This window comes from Clostridium folliculivorans (assembly GCF_024341905.1).
Taxonomy (GTDB): domain Bacteria; phylum Bacillota; class Clostridia; order Clostridiales; family Clostridiaceae; genus Clostridium_AR; species Clostridium_AR folliculivorans.
In genome coordinates this window covers 389759-405913 of record NZ_BQXY01000002.1, presented here as the reverse complement: position 1 = coordinate 405913, position 16155 = coordinate 389759, and the positions used below count along the sequence as shown (strand labels likewise).

The 16155-nt window shown below is 29.0% G+C and carries 20 protein-coding genes; 19 read left to right on the top strand and 1 reads right to left on the bottom strand.

All coding sequences use genetic code 11. The features are described 5' to 3' along the window. Positions 1–114: 114 nt before the first annotated feature. The 12 genes from moaA to OCU55_RS08210 all read left to right on the top strand — a co-directional run bounded on the left by moaA (position 115) and on the right by OCU55_RS08210 (position 9196). A complete protein-coding gene (moaA, locus tag OCU55_RS08265) occupies positions 115–1071 on the top strand; it encodes a GTP 3',8-cyclase MoaA (RefSeq protein ID WP_261851831.1) in 957 nt (318 codons plus the stop codon). Between the two features lie 2 nt (positions 1072–1073). Beyond that, positions 1074–1541 (top strand): cyclic pyranopterin monophosphate synthase MoaC, encoded by a 468-nt coding sequence (gene moaC / locus OCU55_RS08260; RefSeq protein ID WP_427847045.1) that lies wholly within the window; start codon positions 1074–1076, stop codon positions 1539–1541. A gap of 24 nt (positions 1542–1565) precedes the next feature. After that, the gene (locus OCU55_RS08255; RefSeq protein WP_261851830.1) at positions 1566–1997 is read left to right on the top strand and encodes an MOSC domain-containing protein; all 432 of its coding nucleotides are present in this window, start codon (positions 1566–1568) and stop codon (positions 1995–1997) included. Between the two features lie 14 nt (positions 1998–2011). Further along, positions 2012–2824 (top strand): molybdate ABC transporter substrate-binding protein, encoded by an 813-nt coding sequence (gene modA / locus OCU55_RS08250; RefSeq protein ID WP_261851829.1) that lies wholly within the window; start codon positions 2012–2014, stop codon positions 2822–2824. A gap of 115 nt (positions 2825–2939) precedes the next feature. Further along, positions 2940–3797: an ABC transporter permease gene (locus OCU55_RS08245; protein WP_261851828.1), complete on the top strand. Its 858-nt coding sequence runs from the start codon at positions 2940–2942 to the stop codon at positions 3795–3797. Between the two features lie 142 nt (positions 3798–3939). Continuing rightward, a complete protein-coding gene (mntA, locus tag OCU55_RS08240) occupies positions 3940–4356 on the top strand; it encodes a type VII toxin-antitoxin system MntA family adenylyltransferase antitoxin (RefSeq protein WP_427847044.1) in 417 nt (138 codons plus the stop codon). Further along, positions 4353–4787: a HepT-like ribonuclease domain-containing protein gene (locus tag OCU55_RS08235; protein ID WP_261851826.1), complete on the top strand. Its 435-nt coding sequence runs from the start codon at positions 4353–4355 to the stop codon at positions 4785–4787. The genes mntA and OCU55_RS08235 overlap by 4 nt, the downstream gene beginning before the upstream one ends. A 253-nt stretch (positions 4788–5040) precedes the next feature. Further along, a complete protein-coding gene (locus OCU55_RS08230; RefSeq protein ID WP_261851825.1) occupies positions 5041–6201 on the top strand; it encodes an alanyl-tRNA editing protein in 1161 nt (386 codons plus the stop codon). Positions 6202–6222: 21 nt separating this feature from the next. Beyond that, entirely contained in the window at positions 6223–7083 is an 861-nt protein-coding gene (locus OCU55_RS08225) for a GNAT family N-acetyltransferase (protein ID WP_261851824.1), read from the top strand. 116 nt (positions 7084–7199) lie between these two features. After that, positions 7200–8222, top strand: coding sequence for a GH25 family lysozyme (locus tag OCU55_RS08220; protein WP_261851823.1), 1023 nt, complete (start codon positions 7200–7202; stop codon positions 8220–8222). A 281-nt stretch (positions 8223–8503) separates the two neighbouring features. Continuing rightward, positions 8504–8701: a hypothetical protein gene (locus OCU55_RS08215; protein WP_261851822.1), complete on the top strand. Its 198-nt coding sequence runs from the start codon at positions 8504–8506 to the stop codon at positions 8699–8701. A 339-nt stretch (positions 8702–9040) separates the two neighbouring features. After that, entirely contained in the window at positions 9041–9196 is a 156-nt protein-coding gene (locus OCU55_RS08210; RefSeq protein WP_261851821.1) for a hypothetical protein, read from the top strand. Between the two features lie 351 nt (positions 9197–9547). Here the strand turns inward: OCU55_RS08210 and OCU55_RS08205 are convergent, their stop codons facing one another. Further along, on the bottom strand, positions 9548–9736 hold the full coding sequence (locus OCU55_RS08205) for a YjfB family protein (RefSeq protein WP_261851820.1): 189 nt from the start codon (positions 9734–9736) through the stop codon (positions 9548–9550). A 578-nt stretch (positions 9737–10314) separates the two neighbouring features. Here OCU55_RS08205 and OCU55_RS08200 point away from each other — a divergent pair. From OCU55_RS08200 to OCU55_RS08170, 7 genes are all read left to right on the top strand, one after another. Next, a complete protein-coding gene (locus OCU55_RS08200; protein ID WP_261851819.1) occupies positions 10315–11160 on the top strand; it encodes a YitT family protein in 846 nt (281 codons plus the stop codon). A 247-nt stretch (positions 11161–11407) separates the two neighbouring features. Next, the gene (locus OCU55_RS08195) at positions 11408–12154 is read left to right on the top strand and encodes a hypothetical protein (protein ID WP_261851818.1); all 747 of its coding nucleotides are present in this window, start codon (positions 11408–11410) and stop codon (positions 12152–12154) included. A gap of 313 nt (positions 12155–12467) precedes the next feature. Continuing rightward, on the top strand, positions 12468–13082 hold the full coding sequence (locus OCU55_RS08190) for a TetR/AcrR family transcriptional regulator (protein WP_261851817.1): 615 nt from the start codon (positions 12468–12470) through the stop codon (positions 13080–13082). A gap of 33 nt (positions 13083–13115) precedes the next feature. Further along, positions 13116–13997 carry a hypothetical protein gene (locus tag OCU55_RS08185; RefSeq protein WP_261851816.1) on the top strand — a complete coding sequence of 294 codons (882 nt, stop codon included), beginning with the start codon at positions 13116–13118 and terminating at the stop codon, positions 13995–13997. Positions 13998–13999: 2 nt separating this feature from the next. Then, the gene (locus tag OCU55_RS08180) at positions 14000–14485 is read left to right on the top strand and encodes a flavodoxin domain-containing protein (protein WP_261851815.1); all 486 of its coding nucleotides are present in this window, start codon (positions 14000–14002) and stop codon (positions 14483–14485) included. A 123-nt stretch (positions 14486–14608) separates the two neighbouring features. Then, positions 14609–15211, top strand: coding sequence for a TetR/AcrR family transcriptional regulator (locus tag OCU55_RS08175; RefSeq protein ID WP_261851814.1), 603 nt, complete (start codon positions 14609–14611; stop codon positions 15209–15211). A 239-nt stretch (positions 15212–15450) separates the two neighbouring features. Next, entirely contained in the window at positions 15451–16155 is a 705-nt protein-coding gene (locus OCU55_RS08170; protein WP_261851813.1) for an ABC transporter ATP-binding protein, read from the top strand.

The window sequence follows — 16155 nt, the reverse complement described above, 5'->3', positions numbered from 1 at the left end:
TAGTCCATTTTTAATTGATAAAAATTTGAGTTTTTTATTATAAAAAATGCTTAAGTATTTGTCATACACTTAAAATTTAAGAATATTTGTAGGATTTTCATGGAGGTAATATAAATGATAGATTCACATGGGCGTAATATAAATTACTTAAGAATTTCTGTAACGGATTTATGTAATTTAAGGTGTAAGTACTGTATGCCTGAAAAAGGAATAAAGAAAACCTGCCATGATGAAATATTAAGATTTGAAGAAATAGAAGAAATAGTAAAGAAATTTGTTTCTTTGGGCATAAAGAAGATTAGAATAACTGGTGGGGAGCCTTTAGTTAGAGCGGGTATAATAACACTTATTGAAAAGCTGTCTAAGCTTAAAGGTATTGAAGAGATAGCGATGACCACTAATGGTACACTTTTAAAAAAGTATGCTAAAGAGTTGAAGGAAGCAGGTCTCACAAGAGTTAATATAAGCTTAGATACTTTAGTTGATGAAAAATATAGAACAATAACAAAAGGTGGAATACTTAAAGAGGTACTTGAAGGAATAAGCGAAGCTAAAAAAGTTAAACTAACTCCTATAAAGTTAAATGTTGTTCTTATAAAAGATTTCAATGAAGATGAAATAATGGACTTTATCTATTTAACCAAGGATGAAGAAATTGACGTAAGATTTATAGAGCTTATGCCTATTGGACAATTAAAGCAATGGTCTCTTAATAGATATTTAAGCAATGAAATAGTGATTAAAAAGGTTCCAGAACTTATCCAAATAGAGTCTAGGGATATATCTTCACCTGCAAGACATTATAGACTTCCTGATGGAAAGGGAAACGTTGGACTAATTAATCCAATATCCTGTAAGTTCTGCAGTAATTGTAACAGAATAAGGCTAACAGCAGATGGAAAGCTAAAAGCATGTCTTCATTCTAATAATGAAATATATATCAAAGGTTTAATGAGAGATGGAAAAGATATAACTGAGGTTCTATATAATATTGTAAAACATAAACCCAAGGAACATGGCCTTGAGAATGGAGAGTATATAGAAAGAGAAATGACTGCTATAGGAGGATAATTATGGAGTTTTCGCATTTTAATGAAGAAGGAAGAGCTCATATGGTTAATGTTTCAGAAAAAGATGATACAAAAAGAGTTGCGGTAGCAAGAGCTACAATCAAGATGAAACAAGAAACCATAAAGCTAATAAGAGAAGGTCTCATAAAGAAAGGTGATGTGCTTGCGGTATCTCAAGTAGGCGGAATTATGGGAGCTAAAAAAACTTGGGAGCTTATTCCTATGTGTCACAATATACTTTTAACTGGTTCTGATATAAAGTTTGATGTTAAAGATGTTGAGATACATATAGAAGCAACAGTAAGTACTATAGGAAAAACTGGCGTAGAAATGGAAGCTTTGACGGCTGTTAATATTGCAGCTCTTACTATATATGATATGTGTAAGGCTGTGGATAAAGATATGATAATAACTGATATAAAACTCATGAAGAAAACCGGCGGCAAAAGCGGAGATTACGTAAGAAAATAAATGCTTAAAGGGAGTAAGTGCTATATGGCTAAGGTAATATCTATTAACATAAGTGAAATAAAAGGTGTTGTTAAGATACCTATAAGCAAAGGCTTTTTTAAAGAAGAACATGGATTAGAAGGAGATGGACATGCTGGGAAATGGCATAGACAAGTAAGCCTTCTTGCAAAGGAAAGTATTGATAAGATGACACTGTTCGGAGTTCAGGATTTGACACCAGGAAAATTTGCGGAAAATATCACAACTGAAGGGATAGTATTACACGAACTGCCTATAGGCACAAGGCTGAAGATAGGGGAAACTATTCAAGAAGTAACACAGATAGGCAAAGAGTGCCATAATGGATGTGCTATCAAAAATGAGGTAGGAAAGTGCATAATGCCAACTGAAGGCATATTTACAAGAATAATAAAAGGTGGAGTTATAAGACCTGGAGACACCATTGAAATAATGTAGCAGGGGAATGTAATATGACAAAAAGATTAAAACTAGTTTTAACTTTAGTTGTTTTAGTTGCTGTATCTATTAGTGTACTTGGATGTTCTAAAGTGTCTAAAAATATAACAAACAATAATGAAAAAAAGATAATGGTTTTTGCAGCTGCTAGTCTTACAGAAAGTTTTAACGAGATAGGAAAAAAGTTTGAAGAAGATAAGAAAATTGACGTAGTATTCAATTTTGCTGGTAGCCAAGCTCTAGTTCAGTCTATAAATCAGGGAAGTCCAGCAGATATATTTGCTTCTGCAAATACAAACTACATGGATGAGTTAAAGAAAATTGATAAAATTGAGGGTAGCAAGGCGTTTGCAGAAAATAAGCTTGTTATATGTATAAGCAGAACTAGTAAAATATCTGTGAATAATTTTAAGGATTTGTCAAAAGATGGTTTGAAACTTGTAATTGGAGATAAAACTGTGCCAGTGGGAAGTTATTTTTATAAAGTATTAGAAGAACAAAAACAGAAAAATTCTATCGATGACTATACTTATAATGCTATTAAATCAAACATTAAAAGTAATGAGCTAAATGTTAAGGATGTTTTAGCAAAGGTTATACTCGGTGAAGCTGATGCGGGAGTAGTATACAAGACTGATATAAATGAAGCTAATAAAGATAAAGTTGATATAGTAGAAACAAGTGAGTTTAATAATCTTAAAGTTCAGTATCCCATAGCAAAATTAAAAGCTTCGAAGAATAAAGAAGAAGCAGAAGAGTTTATTACATACATAACTGAAGGTAAAGGAAAGGATATATTAAAAAAACATGGGTTTAATATACAATAATAAAGATGTACCAATCCAATCATAAATTTATTTTTAAAGCTCTCATTGATACTGGAGAGAAAATTTTAAATATAGTTTTATAATGAGTGATGCATCTATTTAACATAGGAGATTTATGGTACAAGATGGTTTATTTAATAAGAAATTCGCTAGCATAAGAAATAAAACTAACAACACTATATTAAGTAAGATTTTGGTTCTCCCTATAGGGATTATTATATTTATATATCTAGCGATTGTTATACTACCAATAACTGCTATGATTAGATATTCAGGCATAGATAATATACTTGAGATGTTTTATATAAAGGACAATATATCAAGTATAATTCTTACTTTCTATACATCTAGCATATCGTTATTGATGACTTTTGTTTTTGGCACAACTATAGCATTTTATTTAAGAGCTATAAAAAATAAAAATCTTTCGAAACTTATAAGCATAATAATTGAGCTTCCAATAGTTTTACCGCCAGCTGCAGTGGGGATTGCGCTGCTTTTAACTTTTGGAAACAATGGATTTGTAGGGAAATTATTAAATCAAATAGGAGTAGAGATAGTTTTTACTCCTATTGCTGTTATTTTAGCACAGTTTTTTGTGTCTTCAGCTTATTATGTGAAGGTTCTTACTAATTCAATTAATGATATACCAAAAGAAATCTTTGAAGCTACTTATGTTTTAGGTGCTGGACGTGTTGAGACAGTGTTTAGAGTAATAATACCTATGCTTAAAAGAGCTATAATCTCTGGCCTAATATTAAGTTTCATAAGATCCATAGGAGAGTTTGGGGCCACATTGATGTTTGCAGGTAATATACTAAATGAGACTAGAACAATTCCACTTCAAATTTATACATATATGCAGACAGATATAAAAATGGCCACCTCATTTTCTACTATTTTATATATTTTATCATTTTTATTGCTCTTCTCAGTAAGAATATTTCTAAAAGATGAAGGAGAAGTTCTATAAGCTAATACTTCACTTTTATTTTAGCAAGAATTTGGATATAATATTAATACTAGGTATATAATCTAAGTTTAGGGTGTAATAGTATTAATTTATAAATATTTATTACTTTAAGATTTAATTAATCTAAAGGTTGGTGTTAAATTTGGATAATGATGAGAGGCAATTGGCTCTTGATAAGCTTAATTCTAAAGAAGTATATGATTTTATAAACCAGTTAGATATTGATAATGTTATTATATTTGGAAGTTTAAATCACGGCGAATTCAATGAGATATCTGATGTGGATATTGCAGTGCTAAGTGAGCAAAAGATAACACTTGATACAATTTTGGATTTGGAATTATTCTTAGAAAATTTATTAAATAGACCAATAGATGTTGTTGACCTCAGAAGTGATAAGTTGGATTTGTTTGTTAAAATAAATATATTAAACTATGGAAAAATATTATTTACAAAAGATAATGGAAAAATGTTTGAGCATATTTGTGATGAAGTTGATAGAACCTATAAAGAAAATGAAAACTTTATATACTTTAGGAGATTGGATGTATTATCATGAATGATGAGAGACTTGTAAAAATAATAGAAGATTTAGAAGAGTGCAAAGCTGATATAAATGAATGTTTAGAAGTGCTGGAAAAATATAAAGATGATGAGCTTATAACCAAACTAGCAAAATCAAGCTTGAGGCAACTCTTTGTTGGATTTCACACAATATTAGAAGATTTTTGTTCTATCGCTTTAAGAGAGGTAAGAAGGTTTAAGATAGGTATTTCCTTAAGTGATAGCTTTAAACTTTTGAGAAAAAGCGATGTATTTGATGAAAGAACATATCTTTTTCTTGAAAAATCTAGACTAGTGAGGAACCGAATATCACATAGGTATAAAGAACCAAGTCATGAAGAATTGTTAGAGCATATAGTAAACAATACAGATAAATTTGATGTAATAATCAATATATCTAAAAAGTTTCTTAGAAAATATCAATAAGTGCTTAAAGTTTTAATTAGAAGATTTATATATGTTAAAAAGAAATATTGTCGTTAACAATATCTGGTAACGACAATGATATTGAATTTTCGTTGAAGTTAATAGGCCTACTTAAATGTATAAGGGCATTTTATAAATTATGAACTATTTAAAATGTACATGATTTATAAAATGTTTTTTTGCTGTATGCTATAATTTTATTTAAATAAATATTCATTATAACCTAAACTAATTAAAATTGGGGGGGATTAATATGACTGAAAAGTTATTTTACAAAGACCCATATATATGCGAAGCAGATTGCGAAATTGAAAGAATTTTAGATAAAGGAGATAAATTTGAAATTGTGCTCAAAAGCACTCCCTTTTATCCAGAAGGTGGGGGGCAGCCGAACGATTTGGGATACATTAATGATATTAAAGTAAGTTATATATATGAAGAAGATGATGTAATATATCACGTGGTTGATAGAATGCCAGAAGGAAGTGTAGTCAAATGTAAAGTTGATTATGAGAGGAGAGTGGATCATATCCAACAGCACTCAGGAGAACACTTATTGTCAGCTGCCTTTTTTAAACTTTTTAAAGTTTCCAATGCAGGATTTCATCTAGGAGAAGACTATGTGACTATTGATATGGAATTAAGAGAGGCTACTGAAGAAATGATAAAGAAGGTAGAAAAAGAGGTTAACTTATACGTATTTAAGAATGAACCAATCAAAACATATTTTTTATCAAAAGATGAGGCTCTAAAGCTTCCACTTAGAAAAGAGATAAAAGCTGAAGGAAATATAAGAATGGTGCAAATGGGTGATAACACTGATTTTAGTGCTTGTTGCGGAACTCATGCAAACAGGACTGGAGAGATTGGTCTTGTGAAGATAATAAAATATGAAAAGTATAAAGGAATGACTAGAGTCTACTTTAAATGTGGTGGCAGAGCATTAAAAGATTATCAAGTAAAGCATGACTATATAGTTGATTTAACTAGAACTCTTTCTGCGGATCCGTCAGAAATAAGTAATAAGATAAAGAATCAGAGGGAAGAAGTCATAGAACTTAAAAAGAAGGTTGGAAGTTTGTATAGCAGTATAGCTTCAAGTAAAGCTCAGGAACTTCTGGAAAGTTCTAATGACAAATTTATATTAGCTCAATATGAAGATTTTGAGCTTTTAGAAAAAATATATGATGAATTCAAAGAAAAAGATTTTGTATTAATTTTAAGTTCTTTAAGAGACAAAAAATTAATATTAGCTCAAAATGGAGCTTTTGATTTTGAGTGTGGAAAGTTATTCAAAGAAACTTTAAAGGATTTTGGAGGAAAAGGTGGTGGAAACTCCAAAAGAGCTCAAGCTAGCTTTGAAGACGAAAACTCACTTAATAAATATATAGATTATTTAAAAGAAAATCTTTAGAACGAAATTGGAGGATTATTTTTGATAATAAAAGAATTCAGTGAACTAAATAAGGAATTAATTAATTCTATAAGAATTTTGGAAGATGTTTGTAAAGAACATGATGGGTTAAATGGAGATATGTTTTTAGATAACTCATTAAACTTTAACAAGAATATAAAAAATTTATTTATGGCATATGAGGATGATGTTTTAATAAGTGTTTTATATATGTTCATTCCAACTAAGGCTGAAGCAGAAATATCAGCGTATACACATCCTAGTTATAGGAAAAGAGGATATTTTAAAGCGTTAGTATGCAGAGCAAGTGAAGAGGCTAAAAAACATGATATTAAAGATTTACTATTTGTTTGCGAAAGTCAATCAAAGGATGGAAAGGAAACTATAAAAAATCTTAAGGCTGCCTATGATTTTACAGAATATCTTTTGAAATTTAATAAAGATAGCAAAGGATTAGTTTCATCTAACCTAGCTAAGGTTAGAAAAGCGTCGGATAGAGATGCTAAAAAAGTTATTGATATATGCATGGATGCCTTTGATGATAGTTTTGAAGTTTCTCAAAGTTTTACAATGAAAACTTTAGAATCCAAAGATAGAGAAATTTATGTGTCAGAATTGAATAATGAGATTATTGGGGCATGCTCTGTAAGCTACAATCGAAATGATATATTTTTATTTGGCTTTGCAATAGCTAAGGCTAATCAAGGTAAGGGGATGGGAAAAGAAACTCTGATAAAATTAATTGAAGTTTTATGTAGCGATGAAAACAAAAATATCTTTATCGAAGTAGATAGTGGAAATGATATAGCCTTTAATTTATATAAAAAATGCGGGTTTGAGATAAAAACTGCTTTTGAATACCACAAAAAAAACATATTATGAACAATAAGAGAATATTAATTTCAAACATATAATTACTTCATAAAAAACATGACTAGGATGTACAAAAAGGACCAAAATTGCACGTCTTTTCATATATATTAATAGGGAGGGATATTATGTATAAAGGAATTGATATTTCTAATTATCAAACTAATGTTGATTATTCTCGAGTAAAGAATAGCGGAATACAAGCAGCCTATCTAAAAGCATCTGAAGGTATAACTTATAAAGATAAGATGATGGCTACTCATTATCAAGGATTAAAAGCACAAGGTATATTAGTTGGATTTTATCACTTTTTTAGAGCAAGAAGTGTTGAAAATGCAATAGATCAAGCTAACTTTTTTGTTGAAACAATAAAAGGATATAATGTTGACTTAAAATATGCTTGCGATGTAGAAACTACTGAAGGATTAGATAAAAATCTTTTAAGTAGCTGTGTTAGAACCTTTATTGATAGAGTGAAAGAATTGACAGGAATAGAATGTATAGTATATACAGGAAGCTATTTCTCAAAAAACAATTTAACAGATCTTTTGAAAGGTACTCAATTGTGGCTAGCTCATTATACAAATGGAACACCAAGCTGGAACACAAATATTTGGGATACTTGGAGTGGCTGGCAATATACTTCATCAGGTTCAGTTAGTGGTATTTTTGGACCGGTTGATATGGATCAATTTAAAGAAGATCTATTGACAGGAAGGACAACACCACCAGTAAACCCAAATCCGCCTATGGGGCAAGTAAGTGGAGCAAATGCAGTTGTAAAAAATGACTGGTTCTATGGGAGAACAGCTAACGGTGATATTGAGCCAGGAAGAATAGTTGACATTGGAGATAGAATGAAAGTTATTGATGTATCTTATAGTAAGCAGCTTGATCTAGTTGAATACCCTGTACCAGGAGGTACAAGGCAAACTTATATAAGGAATGTTGTAGCTAATATTGGCTATTTAAATGCTCCGATTTATGTAAGTGGCTTTAGACAAGTATACGATAGATTTTCAGGTGCTAATATAGGAAGTGTTAATAGTGAAAATGTTATTGTCTTAGAGGACTTGGGAAATGGTAGATTAAATGTAGTGTATAGTACCGACAAGGGAACATGGACTAAATCTGGTGTAATAACAAGATAAAAAATTAGTCTTGAAAATTTTTGTGGCTACAAATTTAAAATAAGCCTTATTCGCCTTCCAAAGTTCCCCTCAGATACGTTCGAAAGGCAGGTACGCAAAAAACTCACTACAGAAGGCTAATTTAGCAACTTTTTATTCATTTAATAGTTAAAGATTATGAAAAATTGATCAAATTACAATTTTAAATTAAACCTTAATGAAATTATAAAAATATCATGCATACGAACTTATGTTTGCATACCGTAATGATATGTATTATAATAATATTGAGGTGATTAGTAATGGATATATTAAAAAGTGCTTTAGAATTTCATAGGCCTGTTACAATTATCTACATGGACAAAGACAGAAAAATAACAAGAAGAAATATTCAAGTACTAGGTATAAAAGGTGATAATGTTCAAGCTTTTTGCTATTTAAGAAGACAAAAGCGTTATTTTAGGAAAGAGAATATACTTGCTGCAGAATATATACACTAATAGGTTTTGTATTATGAAAACTTAAATTATACTTGTTTGAACAGGGAAGATTCTAGCATGTTTCCAGTATGTATAAATTGATAATTGGGATAGAATTATTACAAAGTATACCTTAGAAAGTAAAATATACATGTATTGATTAATACATCCTACATTTATAAAGGATAATTATATAAGTAGTAGATAAAATATAAATAGATGAACATTTATAGTACATCTATTTATTGTTTAGTTTTCTTAAGAATTCCAAAATCTACTTAGAAAAGATACTAAAAGATTTTGAGAAAGTAAGTGAAAACACAGATAGTATAATTATTCTTAATAATGGAGGTGTAAGCAGTGATACGTGAAATTGTAGGAGTTTCAACACTAATAAGCATGTTAGGAAATGAAAAAAAACCAAGGAAGACTTTCCATTCTAGAACTATAAGTTTTTTGGGAACGGCTACTGGTGTAGGTGTAGCAACCTATATGTTAGTAAGAAAAAGAATATAGAACAAAGGGCTTGGTACTCCAAGCCTTTTGCTGACATATAGGAAACTATAAAATTAAATAATCCAAACTCTAAATAAAATTTAGTGTTTGGATTATTTTGGTTTTAGCATTGACCACAGTGAGTAATCGAAGACATATAAGAGCAATTTAAATAATTTAAAATTGAGGATATACTTTAAATTATTGCGGATTATGTCTTCAAGTTAGTTACGATATTATGTTGCACATATTTTAAAAATTTATTCTAAAAAAAACAGCTTTTATGAACATTTAATATTCTTATCATAGCTAATATATATAATTTAAATGTAGAGTTTAAATTATAAAAAGACTGGTAAAAATCCAGTCTTTCTAAGCTCTAGCGTCTAGGTTGCTACCTAGATTAGAGTTTACGCTTAGCTCCATCATCTTAATTAGATTTTGTGAGTTTTCTTGAGAACTATCAAGAGTTTTTTTTACTAATGAAATACTAAGAGCTTGAGCTAAGCTGTCCTGCTTCATTCCTATAGATAATGATGCTATATCAGTAATAATATTCAAAATATCATCTCCTATATGAATATCTAAATAAGAATAATACCACTTTCTTTAAACTTATTAAATTATAGGGGATTCTACGAAAAAATATTGTTTAAATAAGTGGTATATTTAACATATCGTCATGAAACCAAGAAACTTAACCAATAAAGAGTAATATTTTACTATAAAGGTATAAAATATTAAAAAAATTAAGGATTGACATAAGGTCCAATTTTGGATAATATTATGTTGTAAATAAAAGACGTTCACAGAAGAGTGTTTCTGTGTAATGAGAGCATATAAATCTTAAATTGTTAATTGGTGAAAGAAGCCTGTTGCATATTTTGATTTATGTGCTCTTTTTGCTGTAAAGGAAAGAATAAAAATTTTCAGCTAGTTAAACATCGATATTTCAATGGATTTAGAAGTTTTTATGGCTATACAGTAAAAAATAAAACTTATTCGCCTGCCAGAGTTTCCTTATATACATTCGGAAAGGCAGATGATAAAAAAACACTAAATAAGGTCTCTTTAGAGACTTTTTTATTGAAAATAACTAGAATATTTTTCTTATGTTATATGACGGGAGGAGAGATTACATGAAAAATAAAATCAAAGATTTTTTACTGCTTTTTACTGGATCTGTTTTAGTAGCTTTAGGAACATATTTTTTTCTAGCACCAAATAAGATAGCTGCAGGTGGAATAAGTGGTATAGCTATTATTATCAATAGCATAATACATAGTCTGCCAATAGGTGGGCTTATGATGTGTATGGAAGTGATATTGTTTTTGGTAGGTATATTGGTTATTGGACCTTTTTTTGGTGGAAAAACAATATTTTGTAGTTTTTCTATTTCTGGAATCATATTAATCTTGGAGGAGGTATTTCCTAATATTAAACCTATAAGTGATGATGTACTAATACAGCTGATTTTCGGAGTGTTAATTTGTGGACTAGGTATGGGAATAGTGTTCAACCAAAATGCATCAACAGGCGGAACTGATATAATTGCTAAAATAATTAACAAATACTTTAATATATCTATTGGCAACTCACTTCTAGCTGCAGATATTATTATAACTATTGCTGCCACATCAATATTTGGAATTAACATAGGCCTTTATTCAATACTTGGTGTAATAATAAACTGTACGCTTATAGACAAAGTAATAAAAACTTTAAACACATATAAGCAAGTTGCGATAATAAGTTCTCAAGGTGAAGAAATCAAAAGATATATAATGGATATATTAGAAAGAAGTGCAACAATTTACTATGCCAAAGGTGCTTATAATAACAACGAAAGTGAAGTCATAACTACAGTTCTTAGTAGAAAACAGTTTATTCAGTTGAAGGAGTATATTGGCAGTATTGATGATAGAGCTTTTATTACAATTAATGAAGTACATGAAGTAGTTGGTGAGGGATTTACTTTTAGTTAACTAGTTATGAATAAATTGAGTTCTTAAAGTTATCATATTATGAATCTTAAAAGGCTAGTAAATAGCAATAAATTATTTACTAGTCTTTAATTTTGTAAAAAAAAGTTTTTTGTTCGACAATCTTCCTGTAAATCTGCAGTTGAAATACTTTATAATATACAAGTATGTATATTTATACTAAAGAAATGTTTAAAATTACATGTTTTTTATTCATGTAGAACAGAGGTATCTATTAGGGGGAGTAAGAGTGCTTAAAGATTTTTTTTATAATATAGATAGAGTGAGGGGTTTTGTGAACAAAGTCATAATTATCTTACTGATATTAAGTGCTACGTTGTTATATACTTTCGGACTATCGGTAATAATGGACAAGTTAGTAATTAGTAATAGGACTGCGGAAAGCTTTTTAATTGCTAATACTAAATTGAATACTATAGTTTATTCCACAATACCAATTGTTGTTATATTAATGTTAGTTCTGTATGTTGCAATATTGATACTCATAAATAGAGAAGGTTCATATATATTTCGGTTTGGACAAATTAATAAAATTCCACAAAAAAGAAAATTCGGATTATTAAAAATTAGTTTTATATATGTTATTATTCTTTCAATCCTTAGTTTCTGTTTTTACTACACCGTGAAAAATTATTATGAACTTTTGCCCAACAAGATAGTACGTCATAATCTTATTAAGGCTAAAGAGCTTACATATAGCTATGGAGATATAAAATATTGTGATATAAAAATAAAGAGTAGAGGAAAGAACAATTCTGAATTAGTATATAATATTAATTTTAATGATGGAAGTTCGTTTGATGCAGCTCATAATATTTATAATGAAGGAAGCTATATTGGAGCGATTGGCGTGCTGGATAATATAATATTAGATAAAAAAATCAAAAAAAATATAGATAAACAAAATTACTATTTATTACTTAATGGTAAAGATGAAGATGAAATAAAGATTTATCAAAGAATATTCAATGAATGAAGATTTTAAGATTGAGATGTAGGAAGACTAACATATATAACTTTATTTATATATTTGAATAGATAAGTATACATGTTTAATTTATAAATGAAACCACTAGTTATTTTACTCATAGTAGTAAATTAACTAGTGGTTTTCTGTATTTTGAAGAAGCTAACGACTCGATATTTTAGATTTCTAAATTATACAATTATTCTTTAAAAGTTATATTTATCATATTTGGTAATTGACACCAATATGCTATGGTGCTATCATTTATTTAACAATGTTAAATCATTTAACATTGTTAAAATATTGGATAGGAGTATTCGAATTGGGAATTCAAGATAGAAGAGAAAGAGAAAGACAAGAAAAGAGAGAGCTAATATTAAAAGCAGCAAGAGAAATCATAAACTCAGAAGGAATTGACAGTGTTACTGTAAGAAAAATAGCAGATAAAATAGAGTATACCGCACCTATTATATATCATTACTTTAAGGATAAAGATGAAATAATTGACTGCATTATGAGAGAAGGATATAAAAAGATTATTGAGTCTATATCAATTATGGAAGATAGTGATGGTGAACCTGCAAGTAGAATAGAGGATGGATTAAGAAATTATATTAAGATGGCTTTAAAAATGAAAGAAGAATATAGAAATTTGCTTTTGAATAGCTCACCAAATGTACTTGAGCATACGTCTGTACTATTTGAAGGAGCATCAAAAGAACGAAAAGCCATAGGTATACTATGTGAGTGCATAGAAGGCTTATGGAATGAAAGTGATATTGACAAAGGTAAAATCGAACTTACAGCTCAAGTTATATGGACATCAACCTTTGGACTAATAATACGGCTTATGATTGAAGACTTTATTACTATTGATCAAAAAGAAAAACTTATTAATTGTCATATTGAAGCGGTTTTAAAAATATTAAAATATTAAAATGTTAAATATTATTAAAGTGAGGTTAATTCGATGAAATTAAGAATATCTGTAAACATTCTTTCAATCTTAATAGCACTTTTATCACTTTTGGCAGCGGTATACGGTATTTTTTCTAATCAAAGTTATGACAAAACTGAATTTACAACAATTGGCGGAGAAATTGTTAAAATGTATGGAAGAGGTATATATCACAATGATTCTGTTTCTATAGCTTCTCAAGCAATTTCTCAAGATATAGTTACGATAATTCTAGCAGTACCGTTGCTAATTATATCATTATTTTTAGCAAACAAAGGGCTCATGAAGGGTAGGCTACTACTTACAGGAACATTAGGTTACTTTTTTTATACCTATACATCTTACAGTTTTCTGTCTATGTATAATAAATTTTTCTTAATTTATGTAGCTTTAATGTCTATGAGTTTTTTTACCCTTACACTGATGATCACTTCTTTTGATATTGACAACATTAAGTCCTATTTTAATGATAAGATCCCGAGAAAGTTTATAGGAGGGTTTTTATTGTTTATGTCTTTTGTGGTTGGGTTAATGTGGATTGGGAAGATTGGAACAGCATTTTTAAAAGGAGGATATCCAGAAGGACTAGAGTATTATACAACTTTGCCTATACAGGCGCTTGATTTAGGTTTTGTTGTTCCAATTGCAACTATGTCAGGTATTTTAGTAATTAAAAATAAGTCATTGGGGTATCTTTTAGCTCCGATAATGATCATTAAGGAAATCTCTATGCTAACAGCTATAACAGCTATGATAATAGGTCAGATATATTCAGGTGTTTCAATGTCAGTAGGTGAGATTATTATATTTCCATGCTTCAATTTAATTGTTATTTATTGTCTGTATCTTGTAATTAGTAATGTTAAAGAAAATAATCATATGGTTAGGAGATAATTATGAAAAGTTTAATTATTTATGCGACTAAATATGGTACGGTAGAAAAGGCTTCAAATCTTATAAAAGATAAAATGAAAGAGGAAGTAGTTGTTGTTAATATTCTTAAACAGGAGCCTCCTTCTTTAGTTGAATTTGATAACATAATATTAGGTGGATCAATATATATAGGAAATATACAAAAAAAGTTAAAACAATTTGCAATAAATCATGAAGAAGAGCTCCTAATGAAGCGAGTAGGACTTTTTATATGTGGAGGTGCTGATAAAGAAGAGGAAAAAGGTAAAGAATTAAAAAATGCATTTCCTTCTAGATTATACGAAAATGCTATATGTAGATGTTCATTTGGATATGAATATAAGTTTGAAAAACTAAATTTTTTCGAAAAAGCAATGATTAAAAAAATAACAGGAATCAAAGACAGTGTTTATAAACTTTCAGAAGACTCTATAGAATACTTTGCAAATACTATGAACAAAACTATATAATAATATATTTAATATGTTAATAAAAAACAATCATATCAAATAAAGATAGATTGTTTTTTTAAAGTTAAGTTGACATTGAATTTTTTTAAGAGTAAAATTTTAAAAGTGAACGGAGGTTTTCTAATGCAATATCAAAAGGATGAAGTCAGAAAAAGTATTATAGATGAGGCAATAAAAGAATTTAATACTAAGGGTTATAAAGCTGCTTCTATAAGAAGCATAGCCAAAAATTCTGGTACTTCAGTTGGAAATATATATAAGTATTTTGCAAGTAAAGAAGAATTATATGAAAATCTTATTGGTGCAGTTTATCATAAAGTTATGGAGTACATAAATCAATTCAAAAAGGTAGAACTTAATGATAAGGCTGAAGACATATTCTATAATCTTTTGGAAAAGATAATGGAGATATTTGATGATAATAGAATTGAACTAGCTATCTTACTTAACAAAAGTGAAGGTTCAAAATATGAAAATTGTAAAGTTACTTTTGTAGATTTTATTACAAGAGTGGTTACAGAGGTTATGGAATATGGTCTAAGTATTCAGAATAAAAAGCTTAAAGATAATTTTATAATATATCTTCTTTCTTATAGTCTAGTGGAAAGTATTTCAATTACATTAAAAGAAAAAAATGATGAAATTGAAGTTAGAAAGTTAATATTAAATCTGATTGATATCTTTTACAAAGATGTAATAGATAAACTTGAGTATGATCAATTATAAAAAGTTCGGAAAAATAGAACTGATAGTTTGATCTCATATTTTTGTATATCTGCATAACTTAGTAGTTGAGCTTTGAACTCTATAAATTTGTACCATTTTAATCGAAAATATATTTTCAAAGCTTTTGATGTTTTGTAATTAAATTTGGGTATCTAATTGATACTTTTACGAAACTATTAATTTAAATTTTTAATCTAAAAGAGAACGAGAGTTCACAAATAACTTTGGAGGGAAAGTCAATGGGGAGTTTTATCGAGTTAAAAAATGTTAGAAAAAGTTATACCATGGGTGAAGTTGTAATTAAAGCAGTTGATGATGTCTCCTTTTCAATAGAAAAAGGAGAGCTTGTCATTGTACTTGGTGCCAGTGGTGCAGGAAAGTCTACTATCCTTAATCTTCTAGGCGGCATGGATCATGTAACTGAAGGTAAAATATATGTGGATGGAAATGAAATAAGCAGCTACAATACTAAAATGTTGACAAGGTATAGAAGAGAAGATATTGGATTTGTATTCCAATTTTACAATTTAGTGCAGAACTTAAATGCAGTAGAAAATGTTGAGCTTGCTGTTGAAATATGCAAGGAACCTATGAACCCAGTAGAAGTATTAAAAAATGTAGGACTTGAACATAGAATTAACAATTTTCCTTCTCAACTTTCAGGAGGAGAACAACAAAGAGTGTCTATTGCAAGAGCTCTTGCAAAGAATCCTAAGTTATTACTTTGTGATGAGCCAACAGGTGCATTAGACTATAATACAGGTAAATCAATATTAAAACTTCTTTCTGATACCTCGAAAAAGTACAATATGACTGTAATAGTAATTACACATAACACAGCTATAGCTCCAATTGCTGATAAGATAATAACTGTTAAAAGTGGTAAGGTTGAAAGCGTTAAAACAAATTCTAATCCAGTACCAATAGAAAGCATTGAGTGGTAA

Bases quoted from the DNA above. Each gene is read 5' to 3' on its own strand.
- moaA (WP_261851831.1), top strand. From the start codon at position 115: ATGATAGATTCACATGGGCGTAATATAAATTACTTAAGAATTTCTGTA.
- moaC (WP_427847045.1), top strand. From the start codon at position 1,074: ATGGAGTTTTCGCATTTTAATGAAGAAGGAAGAGCTCATATGGTTAAT.
- OCU55_RS08255 (WP_261851830.1), top strand. From the start codon at position 1,566: ATGGCTAAGGTAATATCTATTAACATAAGTGAAATAAAAGGTGTTGTT.
- modA (WP_261851829.1), top strand. From the start codon at position 2,012: ATGACAAAAAGATTAAAACTAGTTTTAACTTTAGTTGTTTTAGTTGCT.
- OCU55_RS08245 (WP_261851828.1), top strand. From the start codon at position 2,940: ATGGTACAAGATGGTTTATTTAATAAGAAATTCGCTAGCATAAGAAAT.
- OCU55_RS08235 (WP_261851826.1), top strand. From the start codon at position 4,353: ATGAATGATGAGAGACTTGTAAAAATAATAGAAGATTTAGAAGAGTGC.
- OCU55_RS08230 (WP_261851825.1), top strand. From the start codon at position 5,041: ATGACTGAAAAGTTATTTTACAAAGACCCATATATATGCGAAGCAGAT.
- OCU55_RS08220 (WP_261851823.1), top strand. From the start codon at position 7,200: ATGTATAAAGGAATTGATATTTCTAATTATCAAACTAATGTTGATTAT.
- OCU55_RS08215 (WP_261851822.1), top strand. From the start codon at position 8,504: ATGGATATATTAAAAAGTGCTTTAGAATTTCATAGGCCTGTTACAATT.
- OCU55_RS08200 (WP_261851819.1), top strand. From the start codon at position 10,315: ATGAAAAATAAAATCAAAGATTTTTTACTGCTTTTTACTGGATCTGTT.
- OCU55_RS08185 (WP_261851816.1), top strand. From the start codon at position 13,116: ATGAAATTAAGAATATCTGTAAACATTCTTTCAATCTTAATAGCACTT.
- OCU55_RS08180 (WP_261851815.1), top strand. From the start codon at position 14,000: ATGAAAAGTTTAATTATTTATGCGACTAAATATGGTACGGTAGAAAAG.
- OCU55_RS08175 (WP_261851814.1), top strand. From the start codon at position 14,609: ATGCAATATCAAAAGGATGAAGTCAGAAAAAGTATTATAGATGAGGCA.
- OCU55_RS08170 (WP_261851813.1), top strand. From the start codon at position 15,451: ATGGGGAGTTTTATCGAGTTAAAAAATGTTAGAAAAAGTTATACCATG.